Origin of the sequence: Streptomyces sp. NPDC016845 (assembly GCF_044332585.1) — a bacterium.
Lineage (GTDB): Bacteria > Actinomycetota > Actinomycetes > Streptomycetales > Streptomycetaceae > Streptomyces.
Genome location: NZ_JBIRPI010000021.1, coordinates 127,410 through 141,106, shown reverse-complemented (window position 1 = coordinate 141,106; position 13,697 = coordinate 127,410). Strand labels below are relative to the sequence as shown.

Genomic DNA, 13,697 nt, shown 5'->3' with positions numbered 1-13,697 from the left:
CTCCCAGTGAGAGTGACAGAACTTGGATCGGGTCGGTGAGGTCCGAGGGCCGGTGGGGCAAGGAACCACAGGGCTCGAGGTCCGTCCGTCGCGGGCACCAGCACGGTCCGTTTGCTTGCTTTTCCACCCCGTCCGGGAGGACCACTTCACATGGCCAAGATCATCGCGTTCGACGAGGAGGCACGGCGCGGCCTCGAGCGCGGCATGAACCAGCTCGCCGACGCCGTCAAGGTGACCCTGGGCCCCAAGGGTCGCAACGTCGTCCTCGAGAAGAAGTGGGGCGCCCCCACGATCACCAACGATGGTGTGTCCATCGCCAAGGAGATCGAGCTCGAGGACCCGTACGAGAAGATCGGCGCCGAGCTGGTCAAGGAGGTCGCGAAGAAGACGGACGACGTCGCCGGTGACGGCACGACGACCGCGACCGTCCTGGCCCAGGCCCTCGTGCGCGAGGGTCTGCGCAACGTGGCCGCCGGTGCCAACCCGATGGCCCTCAAGCGTGGCATCGAGAAGGCCGTCGAGGCCGTCTCCGCCGCCCTGCTCGAGCAGGCCAAGGATGTCGAGACCAAGGAGCAGATCGCTTCCACGGCCTCCATCTCCGCCGCCGACACCCAGATCGGCGAGCTCATCGCCGAGGCCATGGACAAGGTCGGCAAGGAAGGCGTCATCACCGTCGAGGAGTCCCAGACCTTCGGTCTGGAGCTGGAGCTCACCGAGGGTATGCGCTTCGACAAGGGCTACATCTCGGCGTACTTCGCCACCGACATGGAGCGGATGGAGGCGTCGCTCGACGACCCGTACATCCTCATCGTCAACTCCAAGATCGGCAACGTGAAGGACCTGCTGCCGCTCCTGGAGAAGGTCATGCAGTCGGGCAAGCCGCTGCTGATCATCGCCGAGGACGTCGAGGGCGAGGCCCTGTCGACCCTGGTCGTCAACAAGATCCGTGGCACCTTCAAGTCCGTCGCCGTCAAGGCCCCGGGCTTCGGTGACCGCCGCAAGGCCATGCTCGGCGACATCGCCATCCTCACCGGTGGCACCGTCATCTCCGAGGAGGTCGGCCTCAAGCTGGAGAACGCCGGTCTCGACCTGCTCGGCCGCGCCCGCAAGGTCGTCATCACCAAGGACGAGACGACGATCGTCGACGGCGCCGGTGACACCGACCAGGTCCAGGGTCGCGTCAACCAGATCCGTGCCGAGATCGAGAACAGCGACTCGGACTACGACCGCGAGAAGCTCCAGGAGCGTCTGGCGAAGCTGGCCGGCGGCGTGGCCGTCATCAAGGCCGGTGCCGCCACCGAGGTCGAGCTCAAGGAGCGCAAGCACCGCATCGAGGACGCCGTTCGCAACGCGAAGGCGGCCGTCGAGGAGGGCATCGTCGCCGGTGGTGGCGTGGCCCTGCTCCAGGCCTCCGCGGTCTTCGAGAAGCTGGAGCTCGAGGGTGACGAGGCGACCGGCGCCAACGCCGTGAAGCTCGCCCTGGAGGCCCCGCTCAAGCAGATCGCCGTCAACGGTGGTCTCGAGGGTGGCGTCGTCGTGGAGAAGGTGCGCAACCTGGCCGTCGGCCACGGTCTGAACGCCGCCACGGGTGAGTACGTCGACATGATCGCCGAGGGCATCCTCGACCCGGCGAAGGTGACCCGCTCTGCTCTGCAGAACGCCGCCTCCATCGCCGCGCTGTTCCTCACCACCGAGGCCGTCATCGCCGACAAGCCGGAGAAGGCCGCCGCCGGCGGCGCTCCGGGCGGCATGCCGGGCGGTGACATGGACTTCTGATCCGGTTCGTTCCGGTTCAGCTCGTCTGTTCGTTCCGAGGGCGGCACTTCCTCTTCAGGAGGGGGTGCCGCCCTCGGGCGTTGTCGGGTTAAGGTCCCCGGGCATATGACAAGGCGCGGCATGACCGGGGGGCACGTATGGAAGACGGCAGCGACAGATCCGGCACCGTCGCGGGGGCCGCGGGACAGGCGATCGCGGCCGTGGCCCTGGTGTCCGCGCTCGCCCTCGGGTTCTGGGTGATGGCGAAGCCGGGCGGGCGGAGCAGCGCCGCGCCGAAGCCCGCCACGTGCTCGAACGAGGACGAGTACGGGAAGAAGAACAAGGCGGCGGGGCGGGTCTCCGGGGCCGAGCTGTGCGCGGCCCTCAACCGGAAGGACCTCGCCACCCTGCTCGGCACACCCACCGAGATCCCGAAGGCGGCGACGGGTGGCGACAGTTCGATCGGGTCGGCCGGTGGCCGTGACATCCCCACGCCCTCGGCGCGGATCGAGTTCGACACGTACACCGTGAACCTCGAGGCGACCTACGACGGCCGTCCGGTCGCGCTCACCGCGGGCCTCTTCGACGATCCGCAGAAGAACCGGACGTTCCACAGCCACCGCGCGGTCCTTTACTCGGACCGCACCATCAGCTTCAGCTTCCGGCTCGACGGCGGTGAGTCGAGCAGCGCTCCGGGCGTGCCCGCCCGCGTCCTCTCCGTGGCGCAGGACGCCAGGGACAAGGGCGGCTCCTACGAGCTGACGCTCTGGCGCGAGGACGGCGGGGTGCCGGACGACACGGTGCTCTTCGACGTCGCCGAGCGCGTCCTGCCGTCGATCCCCGGGTGGAATTCCTGAATTTCTTCTTGCACGTGTCAACCGGCGTCCGGCCGCCAGGTCTATAGAGCACGACAGCACGACCGCACGTCAGCACGTCAGCACGGTCGGGAACCACAGGGAGCACGGCGTTGACCGCAGAGGAGTTCGAGGAGTTCTACGCCCATGCGGTCGGGCGGCTCACCGGGCAGCTGTACGTCATGCTCGGCGACGCCCAGGAGGCGCAGGACGTCGTGCAGGAGGCGTTCGTGAAGGCGTGGAGCCGGCGCGGGCGCCTCGACCGGGAGGCCGCGCCCGAGGCGTGGATCCGGACCGTGGCCTGGCGGCTCGCGATACGGCGCTCCAAGAAGCTGCGCCGCAGCGAACTGGCCTGGCAGCGGTACGGCGGCGCGCCGCACATGGGCGCGCCGGACCCCGGCACCGTGGCTCTCGTCGAAGCGCTCAAGGAGCTTTCCGCGCAACAGCGCAGGGTCGTCGCCCTGCACTACATCTGCGATCTCTCCGTCGAGCAGATAGCGGGCGAGACCGGTCTTGCGACCGGCACCGTGAAGACCCATCTGTCCCGGGGCCGTACCGCCCTGGCCGCCCGTATGCAGGACCCGCGCGCGCAGGAGGCACACCGTGACTGACCACCGCGACGAGCCCGGCCTCGCCGAGGCGCTCAAGGAACTGGCCGCGTCCGGCCGGCGCGGGTCCGTGCCCCCGCCGGGCGCGGTGATCCGGGCCCGCGGCGACCGGCTGCGGCGGCGCCGCCTCGCCGTGGCGGCGGCCGCGGCCGCGGTGCTGTGCGCCGGGGCGGGCGGCGGCGTCGCCAATCTCCTCGCGGACGGGCCCGGTACGGTGCGGCCCGCGCGGACGGGGGTGCCGCGGCCCGCGCCGTCCTCGGGCCCGCCGTCGACGCCACCGGCCACGGCGACGACGCCACCGGACGCGTCACCGACCTCGACCGAGAACGCGACCGCTGCATCGACCGAGACCTCGTCCTCGAACGAGACCTCCTCCTCGTCGGCCTCGTCCGGCTCCTCCGCGCCGCCGACCTCCCAGCGGACCTCGTCGCCCCCCACCTCCGACCCGCAGCGGACGTCTCCGCCGGACACCACGCCGCCCAGCCGACGCTGAGGCATCCCCCCACACCCGCACCACCCGAACGGAGCTCCCGTATGCCCGCGGCCCTTCTGGAAGCGCCGTCCATATCCACCCCGCCCGCTGTACCGCAGCGCCGGTCGAGACGCCCGCGGCTGAACCCGCTCGACCGGACGGTGCTGCGGATCTACCTGCTCACCCGGTTCGGGCTGCTCCTCACCGCGTACTGCGTGACCCGGCTCTTCCCCGCGTCCCCCGACGCCAAGGAGGCGCGGCCGCTGCTCTCGGCGTTCCAGCAGTGGGACTGGACGCACTACCGGTCCATAGCCGAGTTCGGCTACTTCCACACCAAGGACAACTCCGAGGCGTTCTTCCCCGGCTTCCCGCTCGTGCTGCGCGCCGTGCACGTGGTCGTACCCGACTGGAACGCGGCCGGGCTGCTCATCTCCCTCGTGTCGGGCGGCGTCGCCGTGCTCGCCCTCGCCCGCACAGCCGGTCCCGTGCTCGGCGGGCGGGCCGTGCTGCTCCTGCTGATGTCGCCCTGCGCCGTCTTCCTGGCCGCCGGGTACACCGAGTCGCTGTTCCTCGCGTTCGCCCTGCCCGCGTGGCTCGCGGCGCGGCGCGAGAAGTGGGCCTTCGCGGCGCTCCTCACCGCGTTCGCGACGGCCGTACGGGTCAGCGGGCTCTTCCTCGCGGCGGCGCTGCTCGTGCAGTTCCTCGTGGCGCACGGCCCCGGGCGGCGGTGGCGTCGGCTGCCGTGGCTGACGCTGCCCGCCGTGCCCCCGCTCGCCTACTCGGCGTACCTGCACGCGAGAACCGGCGACTGGATGGCGTGGAAGCACGCGGAGGAGCGCGGCTGGTACCGCACGTTCCACTCGCCGTGGGAAGCGTGGTCGCACACGTGGGACGCCGCCTTCGACGGCGGCTACGCCACCGGGTACGCCGTCATGTGCCAGGCCGAACTCCTCGCGATGCTGCTCGGGCTCGGGTTGCTCGGCTGGTTGCTGCGCCGTCGCCGCTGGGCCGAGGCGACGTACGTCGCGCTGAGCCTGTGGGCGCTCGGCACGTCCTACTGGTACACGTCCGTGCCGCGCGCGACGCTGCTCTGGTGGCCGCTGTGGATCGGCCTCGCCGCGTGGACGCTCCGCAGCCAGCGGGTGATGTACGTCTGCCTGTGCGTGCTCGCGCCGATGTCGACGCTGTACGCGGTGACGTTCCTGTCGGGCCGCTGGGCGGGGTAGCGACGCACGGCGCGCTCTAGCGCAGCGGCGTCTCCTGGTAGCTCAGCCAGGCGTCCCGGCCCGCCTGCGCCGCGCTCTGCGCCTGGTGGAAGGCGCGCGACGCCATCTCGGTGGGCGGTACCTCCCAGCCGCCGGTCCACGTGCGACCGGCCCGCACCACCTCGTACGCGAGTACGCCCATGCCTACGGCGGAGACGAGCAGTCCGGCGCCCCACAGGGTGGCCCCGGTGACGAGCCGCCGCTGGTCCGGCCGGAACTCCGTCCAGGAAATCTTCGAAAACGTGCTGTCAGCCATGGGGCCAGAATGCGGGAGGGGCGGCGGGGGCGCATGTGGAGCGCGGCGACGTGGTTCAGTCGGCGCAGTCCTTGGAGAGGAGGTCATACCCGTGTCCCTTCTCGGCCGTACGACATCGCCCTGCGGACCGTTGCCGCGTGGGCGCGGACGGTCTCGGGGGCGAGAGTGGTGAGAAGCGTGGGTGCGGGTTCAGCGCCTCGGCACAGGGAGCAGAAGCCGCCGGGCAGGACTTCGGGGTGGCCGGGGGTGCCGCACTTGCCGCACTCGATCATGCGCAGGATCGGGCGGGTCGAGACGGGCGCCGGGGGCGGGAGCTTGTCGACGAGGCGGCGGTGCAGCAGGGCCGCCGGGCTGTGGACCCGTGCCGGTAGTCCGGCGGTCAGCGCGTGCCGCATGTCGTCCTCGCTCGCGCCGCGCGTGAACCACCGCTCCGCCTCCGGCGCGAGCCGCGCGCACTCGGCGGCCGACAGCGCCAGCGAGGGGGCATGCCGCCCCAGCGCCGCGAGCAGCAGGAACGCGCGGGTCCGCGTCGGGCGTTGCGTCGGTTCGGCCTCTTCCGGTGTCTCCTCCGGCACGTCGCCCATCGCGTACGCCGCCCACCACGCGTCGCCCCGCGCCGTACGGGAGAACCACGTCCGCGTCACCCAGCGCGCGCTCCCCGACCCGTGCACGTGTTCGCGGCCCCGCCGCAAGTGTCCGGCGCGCTGGAGGTTGTTGAGCGCCGTGCGCATCGCCGCCTGGCCGTACGGGAGGCAGCGCGACAGCAGCTTCACCGACATCTCCGAGCCGTCGGGCAGCCGGTCGATGAACCCCGCGATGTGCGCTTCCCTCTCCGGGAGGTGCGTGAAGTCGTGTCCTGTGCGGGGGAGTTGGTCGGGCGCGGAACGTTTTCCGTAGCCCGGATTCGCCATTGGGTGCGACGGGACGGGGGCGCCACTAAACTTGGCCTCAGCCACGAGATCTCCTGGAGTTAGATCTTGTTGGTTAGGCCCCCGCGTGTGTTGGTAGCACCGCGGGGGTTGTTCGTTATTCGGGCACGTTAGGGCTTCGTCACCCTGCGTGGCAAGCCGGTGCCGGAAAGTGCCGGGTGTCGCGAACGCGCAGGGAGGGAGGGTGGGTTGAGACCCACCTCCCAATCCCTACTAGCAGCGCTCGGACCTCGGGGCTTGAGCCCCGGGTCAGCTCCGCCGCAGGTCGGCGACGAACGCGGACCAGGTCTCCGCCCGGAGCACGAGCTTCGGGCCGCTGGGGTTCTTGGAGTCCCGGACGGGGACCCATCCGGGGAGGTCGGTGACAGCTTCCAGGCAGTCGCCGCCGCTGCCGCCGCTGTAGGTGGACTTTCGCCAGGTAGCCGAGGCCAGGTCAGGTGCGGGGGTTGCCGTGATCTTCATGCGCGTAATCCTCCGCCACTGAGGAGATCAGGGCCAGGGATTGTTTCGGAGTGAGTGCGTCGGACCTGAGGAGGTCGTAGGACAGGTGGTGGCGTGCCGCCGTCGCCGGATCGTCCGTCAGCTGCCCGATGCCGGACGTTTCGAAGAAGGACAGCGGGGGCGCGTCCTCGAAGTACATGAGCTTGAGCGAGCCGTCCATCGATGCGTGCGCGCCCACCGCGAATGGCACCACCTGCACGATGATTCGCCGCTTGCGCGCCAGGTCGGCGACGTGGCGCAGCGCCTCGGCCATGACTGCGGCGCCGCCGACAGGCCGCCGTAGGGCAGCCTCGTCAATGACCGCCCACAACAACGGCTTTGCTGGGTCGTCGAGGAGGTGGGCGCGCTCCATGCGGGTGGCCACCAGGTTGCCGATGTCCTCCTCCGGAGCGGTCGGCCGGTAGGCCAGGAAGACCGCACGGGCGTAGGCCGGAGTCTGGAGCAGACCGGGGATCAGCAGCGACTCGTACTGCCTGATCTCGACCGCCAAGGCCTCCGCTTCTGCGGCTTCGGCGAAGTGTTCGGGGTGTTTCGATGCGTTCGCCTTGACGCAATGGCGTACGAAGAACGTGCCCATTCCGAGCGTCTCGTCCAGGCGTGGCGCCATGTCCGGCAGGATTCTGCGGGTGCCCGCCTCCATCTGGCCGATGTAGGAGCCGCTGACGAACAGCCGCTCGCCCAGCGCCTGTTGGGTCAGGTCCGCTCTCTCGCGGGCATGGCGGAGTTCTTCGCCGATCATGACGCGGCGCGCGGTGGGGTCGAGGTCTTTCGGTCCGGTCATCTGCATCAGCTCCGGTGCAGCAGGTGCGGCTGTTGGGGGATGCCCCCTGGTCACCGTAAGGGTGTAGCCGTCACGCTGTGTGGTGAAAGCGATACTTGGTGTGAAGGAGCGGAGCATGGTGGTGCGGGACGCGGAGCGTTTGCGGGTGGTCGAGGACGCGATCGAGCAGCTACGGGCGGAGCTGGCGGTGCTGGGCGTGACGCTGCCGTCCCTGCGGGTCGATCCCGTGTCGGCGGCGGGGGAGGCCGCGTATCCGCTGGTCAACCTGGGGTGTGTCAACCTGGACATGACGTTGCGGATGGTGGCGGTGCTGCACGAGAGGAACGTGCGATGAGCCTCGGCCCGTACGTGATCGACATCCGCGACGGGCGTGTCGGGCAGGTGATGGCGCGCGAGGGCGGGTTCGTGCAACTGCGTCCACCGGGCGGCGGCGTGGAGTGGGACTGTCCGCCGGAGGCGGTGTCACCCGCGCCGGTGCTCGATGAGCTGCGGGCGCGGGTGCGGGTGGTCAATCAGGAGGGGCGGCTGCCGTGAACGGGTTCGGTCAGGACGTCACAGGTTGCGGTAGACATCCCTGCGGTTACCCAGGATGGTCACCACGTCGTCATGGATCTCGTAGACGACGCGGAAGCTGCCGATCCGGAGGCGGAACAGTCCCTCGTGCCCGCTGTGTACGCCCACATGTGTACACAGTGAGGGTGGCGCCATGCCCTGAGGGCGCCACCCACGGCTGCGCGCCGGGTCAGACCTTCGCCGGTTCCGGGGCTGGGGCGCCCGGGGTGGCCTCCGCGCGGGCCGACGGGGACTCGCCCGCGTCGACGTCCCGGTTCAGCTCGGAGAGCATCTGCTTGCTGAAGCCGAAGAAGTACGTGGCCAGGAAGCCGACCGCGTAGCCGATGAGGAGACCGCCGCCGTAGATCAGGCATGTCGTGCCCAGGCCGTGGTTGCCCTTGAGGAGCGGGAAGAGGGCCCAGCCGGACGGGCCGATCGCCGTCGAGCCGACCTTCGTGCCGAGCATCGAGAAGAGGCCGACGAACGCGCCGCCCGCCGCGCCGCCGACGCACGCCGTGATGAAGGGGCGGCCCAGGGGGAGCGAGACACCGTAGATGAGGGGCTCGCCCACACCCAGGAAACCGGCGGGGAGCGCCGACTTGATCGTCGTACGGATCGACTTGTTGTGCTTGAGGCGCTTGAAGACCGCGATCGCGCAGCCGACCTGGCCCGCGCCCGCCATCGCCAGGATGGGGAGGAGAACCGTGTACCCCTGCTGCTCGATCAGGGTGGTGTGGATCGGGATGAGGGCTTGGTGGAGGCCCAGCATGACCAAGGGGAGGAACAGGCCGCCCAGGACCAGGCCCGCGAACGCGCCCGTGTTGTCGAGCAGCCAGTTCGCCGCCGTACCGATACCCGTGGAGACCTCACCGGCGACGTACATCAGGCCGAAGATCGTGACCAGGCCGGAGACCAGGACCGTGAGGGTCGGGGTGACCAGGACGTCCACCGCCTCCGGGACCCACTTGCGGCACCACTTCTCCACGTACACCGCGAGGACCGCCGCGCCGAGCGCGCCGAGGACACCGCCCTGTCCCGGGGACAGCTTCTGGCCGAACGCCGAGATGTTCGCGACGCCCGCGTACACGATGATCGCCGCGACCGCGCCGCCGAGGATCGGGGTGCCGCCGAACTCCTTCGCCGTGTTGTAGCCGACGAACACCGCGATGAGCGCCATGAAGCCGGAGGCGATCGCGGCGAGCGCGGGGGTCACGCCGGGCAGCCACTCCAGGTTGATCAGCAGGCCGTTGATGCCGGCGATGATGCCGCAGCCGATCAGGGCCGGGATCAGCGGCACGAAGATGTTGGCGATGCGGCGCAGGAAGAGCTTGAAGGGGGTGGCGTTCCTGGCCTTGCGGGCCGCCCTCAGCTCGGCGCCCTGTGCGGCCAGTTCATCAGCGGTGGTGGTGGTGCGGGCGGCCGTCGTGGCGGGGGCCTGCGCCCTCTCCTCCTCCACGAGCGCCTCGAACTCCGGCGTCACCCGGGCGACCTTCCCCGGGCCGAGGACGATCTGGTACGTCTCGTCCTCCACCACGCCCATGACGTCGGGCAGCGCCTTGAGCGCCTCGTCCTGGACCAGCGAACGGTCTGCCAGACCCAGCCGGAGCCGGGTCATGCAGTGGACGACGGAGGTGACGTTCGCGGCGCCGCCCACAAGGGGGAGGATCGAGGCCGCCACGTCGCGGTTCTTGTTCTCAGCCATGGTGCGTGCTGCCTTGCTGTGCGGGTGGTGCGGATGGAGGGGTGGTCCGGTTCAGGGGGTCGCGGTGGTCGCCGCGGCGAGCGCCGCGCGCAGGTGGCCGCCGGAGTCGGCCAGGAGACGGGCCGCCGTCTCCCCGTCGACCTCGCCGAGCACGACGAGGATCGCGTTCTTCACCTCCCCGTCCGTCGCGGCGAGTGCGGCCTCGATGACGTCGTCTTCGGCGCCCGTGGCCAGGGAGACGATGCGGCGGGAGCGGGCCCGCAGCTTCTCGTTCGACGCGCGTACGTCGACCATCAGGTTTCCGTACGTCTTGCCGAGCCGGATCATGGTGATCGTCGACAGCATGTTCAGGACGAGCTTCTGCGCGGTGCCCGCCTTGAGGCGGGTCGAGCCGGTCAGCAGCTCGGGGCCGACGACGACCTCGATGCCGTGGTCCGCCGCCGCCGCGAGGGCGCTGTCCGCGTTGCAGGACAGGCCGATGGTCAGGGCGCCGACGCTCGTGCGGGCGTGCTCCACCGCGCCGATCGCGTACGGGGTGCGGCCCGAGGCCGAGATGCCGACGACGATGTCGTTTTCGGTGAGGTTCAGCGCGGCCAAGTCCTTGGCCGCCAGCTCCTTGGAGTCCTCGGCGCCTTCCACTGCCGTGATCATCGCGGAGGGGCCGCCCGCGATCAGGCCGATGACCTCGTCCGGGGCGGTGTTGAAGGTGGGCGGGCACTCGGAGGCGTCCAGGACGCCCAGGCGGCCTGCCGTGCCGGCGCCCGCGTAGATCAGACGGCCGCCTCGGGCCATGCGGTCCGCCGTGCCGTCGATGGCGGCGGCGATCCGGGGGAGCTGGGCCGCCACCGCGGTGGGGACTGTGGCGTCCTCGCCGTTCATGATCTGGGCGATCTCCAGGGTGGAGCGCTGGTCGATCTCGGCGAGGTCCGGCCGGAAGGCCTCTGTGGTGAGGGTGGCGAGCTGGGCCTGGAGGGCGGTGTAGTCGGTGTTCGTCATCTCGGGCGGCTCTCTCCGGTACGGCGGTGTCGGTAGGGGTGTGCTCGGCGGTGTTGCCGGGTGCGGGTCTCGTCGTGGCTGGTCGCGCGGTTCCCCGCCCGTTCTCGGGTGCGGGTCCCGTCGTGGCCGCTCGCGCGGTTCCCCGCGCCCCTGAGATGCGCACTGCGTGCGCCGTCTCAGAGGGTCGTGCGTGACGCACCCCAGGGGCGCGGGGAACTGCGCGACCAGCCACGACGGCGGGGCGGACGGCCGGTCACGAAAGCGGCTGAGCGGCGGTCCGGGTTCATGACCGTGCACCCCGCGGTGAGACGCGGTGGCGGTGGGCCAGGGCCTCGTAGGACGCTGACAACGCCGGGGCCGCTGTCTCGTAGGAGCGTTGGGCCACCCCTACGAACAGGCAGTCCACTACGAGGAGCTGGCTCGTCCGGGACGACATCGCGGCGGGACGCAGCTCGCTCTCGCGGGCGATGGAGGTGGTGAGGACGTGATCGGCGTACTGCGAGACCGGACCGTCGGGCCGCCCGGTGATCGCGATCGTCGTGGCGCCGTGCTCGAAGGCGACCCGCAGCGGCTCGATGACGTCACCCGTCGCACCGGAGTGCGTGATCGACACGGCCACATCCCCCGAGCGGAGCGTCACCGCGTTGGTGATCGCCAGGTGGGGATCGGAGTGCGCGTGCGCGACCTGCCCGATGCGGAGCAGCTTCTGCGCGAGGTCCTGGGCGACGAGCCCGGACGCGCCGACCCCGTACACGTCGACCCGCCGGGCCCCGGCAAGCGCGCTCACGGCGGCGGCCAGCTGCACGGTGTCCAGCCCGGCCGCGGTGTCGGCGAGGGTCTGCTGCTCGTCGTAGGCGAGTTTGGCGACCACGTCGGCTATCGGGTCGTCGACGGCGATGTCGGCCGTGACGGCGGGCGCCCGCCCCGACTGCTGCTGGGCGGCGAGCCCGGCGAGCGCGAGGCGCAGGTCACGGTAGCCCGGGTAGCCGAGGATGCGGGCGGTGCGGACGACCGTGGCCTCGCTCGTGCTGGTGAGCTCGGCGAGGCCGGTGACGGTGAGGGCGGCGCATCCCGCCGGGTCGGCGGCGACGGCCTCGGCGACCCGCTGCATGGAGCGGGTCATCGACGGCGCGAGGGTGCGCACCTTGGCGGCGAGGGCCGCGGGGGCGGGCGGCGCGTCGTTCGAGAAACTTTCCTTCACGTCATTGCTCACGGCTGAAAGATATTTTCAAAAGGGTGAGGGGTCAAGAGGCGCACAATGAGAGACATGGACACGATCAGCCCCCTGGAGCAGGCCCTGCACGCGGCCCGCGCGCTCGTGCTCGCGGATCTGAAGGCGGCGGACGTCGCCGAGCCGGACGTCGTCTCGCTCGTCGAGGAGTCGATAGCGTCCCGCCGCTGGTGGGTCGAGCAATGGCCGGAGGGCGTGGAGTACGTCTCCGGGCTCGTCGCGCAGGACGTCAAGGACGGTCTGCTGGAGCGGCACGGGCGCTGGCCGCTGTGCCCGGTGTGCGGCCCGGGATCGGGTTCCGAGGGGCCGCACGCCCTGGACGTCGAGCCGGAGCTGGGCGCCGACCCGCACTGGGTGTGCTCGGAGGCGGGCGTGGTGGTGGCCCCGGTGGGGTCGCTCGGCACGGTCACGGGATAGCGGGCCGCCCCGATGACCGTGTACATCGACCCGCCGACCTGGCCCGGCCACGGCCGCATGTGGTCCCACCTGGTCAGCGACGTCTCGTTCGATGAACTCCACGTCTTCGCCGAACGCCTGGGCGCCCCGCGCCGCGCCTTCGAACGCGACCACTACGACATCCCGTCCCACCGCTACGAGGACGCGCTGCGGGCCGGGGCCGTGGCGATCGGCTCGAAGGAGCTGGTCCGCAGGATCACCGAGGCGGGGCTGCGGCGGCCGAAGCACCCCCGGTAGGACGGCCGGGGGTTCAGTCCGAGGCCAGCAGGTCGAGCTCCGTCGTCAGGTTGTCGCGGGCCGGGGACTCCCAGTGGGCCGCGCCGTGCGGTGTGCGGAACAGGCGGGGGAGGGCCAGGAGCTGACGCAGGACGGCCGCGCGGCCCTCGCGGAACGCCTCGTCCGGCACGAAGGCGTACTCCTCGCGGACCGCCTTCGTGTACGCGGCGTACGCCTCCGGCGGCGAGGCCAGGATCGCCAGATCGGCGTCGCAGAGGGTCTCGCCGTTGGTGTCGCCGCCGGCCGGGTCGTGCCCGGTTGTGAGGCGGACCAGGCGGGCGACCTCCGTGACCGCCGCCTCCGGCAGACCGGCCTCCGTCAGGGCGCGTTCGGCGAGCGCCGCCGAGCGCTCCTCGTTCTCCGAGCGGTCCGGGCGGTACACCGCGTCGTGGAACCAGGCGGCGAGCCGCACCAGCGCCGGGTCGGCCGCGTGGTCCTCCAGAAGGTCGACGCGGTCCAGGACGGCGGCCAGGTGCTGGGTCGTGTGGTACCTGCGCTGGGGTTCGGCCCAGCGGGACAGCAGGTTGTCGGCGTACGGGTACGGGTCGGCGTCCGTCGCCGCGCCGCTCGCCGCGCGCAGGGCGCGGGCCCAGTGCTCACGCAGTTCCTGGTTGGTCATGCCCCGACCCTAGAGGGCAGGGCAGGTGTCAGTGGCGGCGGACGACGCCCGCGTCCCGGTACAGGGTGCTGTCGGTGTCGCCCAGGACGACGACCGAGAACACCGCCGAGGCGAACGCCCGGACGGCCCGCGCGGCGCCGCCGACGGGGTGCGGATGGTGGACTCCGGTCGCCGCCGTGGCGCCGGAGGGGGCCGTGGTGTAGGTCGCTGTACTCATGTATCCATGATGCGAATCCGGGCATACCCGCACATCGGTCCCGGGAGGGAACCCGGGTACGACCTGCGGGGGATGCCGACCCTGAGGAACCCCGGGGAGTGCGACGGGTGGGGAACCGGGGGCGCGGGGCCGGGGCGGGGCGGCATGGGGCGGGGTCGGCGTGGGGCGGGAAAACCGTTGGCCCCGGCAGCGACCCGTCCCGTACACTCGCGCGTCTGCCCGCCTCC

Annotated in this window: 19 protein-coding genes; 9 read left to right on the top strand and 10 right to left on the bottom strand. The window is 71.2% G+C overall.

Going from position 1 to position 13,697, the window contains the following annotated elements:
- Positions 1-150 precede the first annotated feature (150 nt).
- From groL to ACH4RC_RS33915, 5 genes are all read left to right on the top strand, one after another.
- A complete protein-coding gene (gene groL / locus ACH4RC_RS33935) occupies positions 151-1,776 on the top strand; it encodes a chaperonin GroEL (RefSeq protein ID WP_398207719.1) in 1,626 nt (541 codons plus the stop codon).
- Positions 1,777-1,913: 137 nt separating this feature from the next.
- Complete coding sequence (locus ACH4RC_RS33930) at positions 1,914-2,612, top strand: DUF6215 domain-containing protein (protein ID WP_398207718.1); 699 nt, start codon at positions 1,914-1,916, stop codon at positions 2,610-2,612.
- 110 nt (positions 2,613-2,722) lie between these two features.
- Positions 2,723-3,220 (top strand): SigE family RNA polymerase sigma factor, encoded by a 498-nt coding sequence (locus ACH4RC_RS33925; RefSeq protein WP_398207716.1) that lies wholly within the window; start codon positions 2,723-2,725, stop codon positions 3,218-3,220.
- On the top strand, positions 3,213-3,710 hold the full coding sequence (locus tag ACH4RC_RS33920) for a hypothetical protein (protein ID WP_398207715.1): 498 nt from the start codon (positions 3,213-3,215) through the stop codon (positions 3,708-3,710). Before ACH4RC_RS33925 ends, ACH4RC_RS33920 begins: the two co-directional genes overlap by 8 nt.
- A 41-nt stretch (positions 3,711-3,751) precedes the next feature.
- Positions 3,752-4,915: a mannosyltransferase family protein gene (locus ACH4RC_RS33915; protein ID WP_398207713.1), complete on the top strand. Its 1,164-nt coding sequence runs from the start codon at positions 3,752-3,754 to the stop codon at positions 4,913-4,915.
- 16 nt (positions 4,916-4,931) lie between these two features.
- On the opposite strand, the gene ACH4RC_RS33910 is transcribed toward ACH4RC_RS33915, so the two are convergent.
- From ACH4RC_RS33910 to ACH4RC_RS33895, 4 genes are all read right to left on the bottom strand, one after another.
- Positions 4,932-5,210 carry a hypothetical protein gene (locus ACH4RC_RS33910; RefSeq protein ID WP_398207712.1) on the bottom strand — a complete coding sequence of 93 codons (279 nt, stop codon included), beginning with the start codon at positions 5,208-5,210 and terminating at the stop codon, positions 4,932-4,934.
- A gap of 83 nt (positions 5,211-5,293) precedes the next feature.
- On the bottom strand, positions 5,294-6,121 hold the full coding sequence (locus ACH4RC_RS33905) for a hypothetical protein (protein WP_398207711.1): 828 nt from the start codon (positions 6,119-6,121) through the stop codon (positions 5,294-5,296).
- 267 nt (positions 6,122-6,388) lie between these two features.
- Entirely contained in the window at positions 6,389-6,601 is a 213-nt protein-coding gene (locus ACH4RC_RS33900; RefSeq protein ID WP_398207709.1) for a DUF397 domain-containing protein, read from the bottom strand.
- A complete protein-coding gene (locus tag ACH4RC_RS33895; protein WP_398207707.1) occupies positions 6,573-7,421 on the bottom strand; it encodes a helix-turn-helix domain-containing protein in 849 nt (282 codons plus the stop codon). The genes ACH4RC_RS33900 and ACH4RC_RS33895 overlap by 29 nt, the downstream gene beginning before the upstream one ends.
- Positions 7,422-7,536: 115 nt before the next feature.
- Here ACH4RC_RS33895 and ACH4RC_RS33890 point away from each other — a divergent pair, with 115 nt between their 5' ends.
- Together ACH4RC_RS33890 and ACH4RC_RS33885 are read left to right on the top strand one after the other, a co-directional pair.
- Positions 7,537-7,755 (top strand): hypothetical protein, encoded by a 219-nt coding sequence (locus ACH4RC_RS33890; RefSeq protein WP_398207706.1) that lies wholly within the window; start codon positions 7,537-7,539, stop codon positions 7,753-7,755.
- Positions 7,752-7,955, top strand: a complete 204-nt coding sequence (locus ACH4RC_RS33885) for a hypothetical protein (protein ID WP_398207704.1) — start codon at positions 7,752-7,754, stop codon at positions 7,953-7,955. Before ACH4RC_RS33890 ends, ACH4RC_RS33885 begins: the two co-directional genes overlap by 4 nt.
- Positions 7,956-7,973: 18 nt before the next feature.
- Here the strand turns inward: ACH4RC_RS33885 and ACH4RC_RS33880 are convergent, their stop codons facing one another.
- From ACH4RC_RS33880 to ACH4RC_RS33865, 4 genes are all read right to left on the bottom strand, one after another.
- Positions 7,974-8,102 (bottom strand): type II toxin-antitoxin system RelE/ParE family toxin, encoded by a 129-nt coding sequence (locus tag ACH4RC_RS33880; RefSeq protein WP_398207703.1) that lies wholly within the window; start codon positions 8,100-8,102, stop codon positions 7,974-7,976.
- A 61-nt stretch (positions 8,103-8,163) separates the two neighbouring features.
- On the bottom strand, positions 8,164-9,675 hold the full coding sequence (locus tag ACH4RC_RS33875) for a PTS transporter subunit EIIC (RefSeq protein WP_398207701.1): 1,512 nt from the start codon (positions 9,673-9,675) through the stop codon (positions 8,164-8,166).
- 51 nt (positions 9,676-9,726) lie between these two features.
- Entirely contained in the window at positions 9,727-10,671 is a 945-nt protein-coding gene (gene murQ, locus ACH4RC_RS33870; protein ID WP_398207700.1) for an N-acetylmuramic acid 6-phosphate etherase, read from the bottom strand.
- 283 nt (positions 10,672-10,954) lie between these two features.
- A complete protein-coding gene (locus ACH4RC_RS33865; protein WP_398207698.1) occupies positions 10,955-11,884 on the bottom strand; it encodes a MurR/RpiR family transcriptional regulator in 930 nt (309 codons plus the stop codon).
- 54 nt (positions 11,885-11,938) lie between these two features.
- Between ACH4RC_RS33865 and ACH4RC_RS33860 the strand changes: the two genes are divergently transcribed.
- Positions 11,939-12,319 carry a hypothetical protein gene (locus ACH4RC_RS33860; protein WP_398207696.1) on the top strand — a complete coding sequence of 127 codons (381 nt, stop codon included), beginning with the start codon at positions 11,939-11,941 and terminating at the stop codon, positions 12,317-12,319.
- A 12-nt stretch (positions 12,320-12,331) separates the two neighbouring features.
- Positions 12,332-12,595: a DUF4031 domain-containing protein gene (locus tag ACH4RC_RS33855; RefSeq protein ID WP_398207694.1), complete on the top strand. Its 264-nt coding sequence runs from the start codon at positions 12,332-12,334 to the stop codon at positions 12,593-12,595.
- A gap of 13 nt (positions 12,596-12,608) precedes the next feature.
- Here the strand turns inward: ACH4RC_RS33855 and ACH4RC_RS33850 are convergent, their stop codons facing one another.
- The gene (locus ACH4RC_RS33850; protein ID WP_398207693.1) at positions 12,609-13,253 is read right to left on the bottom strand and encodes a hypothetical protein; all 645 of its coding nucleotides are present in this window, start codon (positions 13,251-13,253) and stop codon (positions 12,609-12,611) included.
- Positions 13,254-13,281: 28 nt separating this feature from the next.
- The gene (locus ACH4RC_RS33845) at positions 13,282-13,470 is read right to left on the bottom strand and encodes a hypothetical protein (protein ID WP_398207691.1); all 189 of its coding nucleotides are present in this window, start codon (positions 13,468-13,470) and stop codon (positions 13,282-13,284) included.
- Positions 13,471-13,697: the final 227 nt, after the last annotated feature.

Bases quoted from the DNA above. Each gene is read 5' to 3' on its own strand.
- ACH4RC_RS33905 (WP_398207711.1), bottom strand. From the start codon at position 6,121: ATGGCGAATCCGGGCTACGGAAAACGTTCCGCGCCCGACCAACTCCCC.
- ACH4RC_RS33855 (WP_398207694.1), top strand. From the start codon at position 12,332: ATGACCGTGTACATCGACCCGCCGACCTGGCCCGGCCACGGCCGCATG.
- murQ (WP_398207700.1), bottom strand. From the start codon at position 10,671: ATGACGAACACCGACTACACCGCCCTCCAGGCCCAGCTCGCCACCCTC.
- ACH4RC_RS33890 (WP_398207706.1), top strand. From the start codon at position 7,537: ATGGTGGTGCGGGACGCGGAGCGTTTGCGGGTGGTCGAGGACGCGATC.
- ACH4RC_RS33900 (WP_398207709.1), bottom strand. From the start codon at position 6,601: ATGAAGATCACGGCAACCCCCGCACCTGACCTGGCCTCGGCTACCTGG.
- ACH4RC_RS33915 (WP_398207713.1), top strand. From the start codon at position 3,752: ATGCCCGCGGCCCTTCTGGAAGCGCCGTCCATATCCACCCCGCCCGCT.
- ACH4RC_RS33860 (WP_398207696.1), top strand. From the start codon at position 11,939: ATGGACACGATCAGCCCCCTGGAGCAGGCCCTGCACGCGGCCCGCGCG.
- groL (WP_398207719.1), top strand. From the start codon at position 151: ATGGCCAAGATCATCGCGTTCGACGAGGAGGCACGGCGCGGCCTCGAG.
- ACH4RC_RS33910 (WP_398207712.1), bottom strand. From the start codon at position 5,210: ATGGCTGACAGCACGTTTTCGAAGATTTCCTGGACGGAGTTCCGGCCG.
- ACH4RC_RS33930 (WP_398207718.1), top strand. From the start codon at position 1,914: ATGGAAGACGGCAGCGACAGATCCGGCACCGTCGCGGGGGCCGCGGGA.
- ACH4RC_RS33845 (WP_398207691.1), bottom strand. From the start codon at position 13,470: ATGAGTACAGCGACCTACACCACGGCCCCCTCCGGCGCCACGGCGGCG.
- ACH4RC_RS33885 (WP_398207704.1), top strand. From the start codon at position 7,752: ATGAGCCTCGGCCCGTACGTGATCGACATCCGCGACGGGCGTGTCGGG.
- ACH4RC_RS33850 (WP_398207693.1), bottom strand. From the start codon at position 13,253: ATGACCAACCAGGAACTGCGTGAGCACTGGGCCCGCGCCCTGCGCGCG.
- ACH4RC_RS33875 (WP_398207701.1), bottom strand. From the start codon at position 9,675: ATGGCTGAGAACAAGAACCGCGACGTGGCGGCCTCGATCCTCCCCCTT.
- ACH4RC_RS33895 (WP_398207707.1), bottom strand. From the start codon at position 7,421: ATGACCGGACCGAAAGACCTCGACCCCACCGCGCGCCGCGTCATGATC.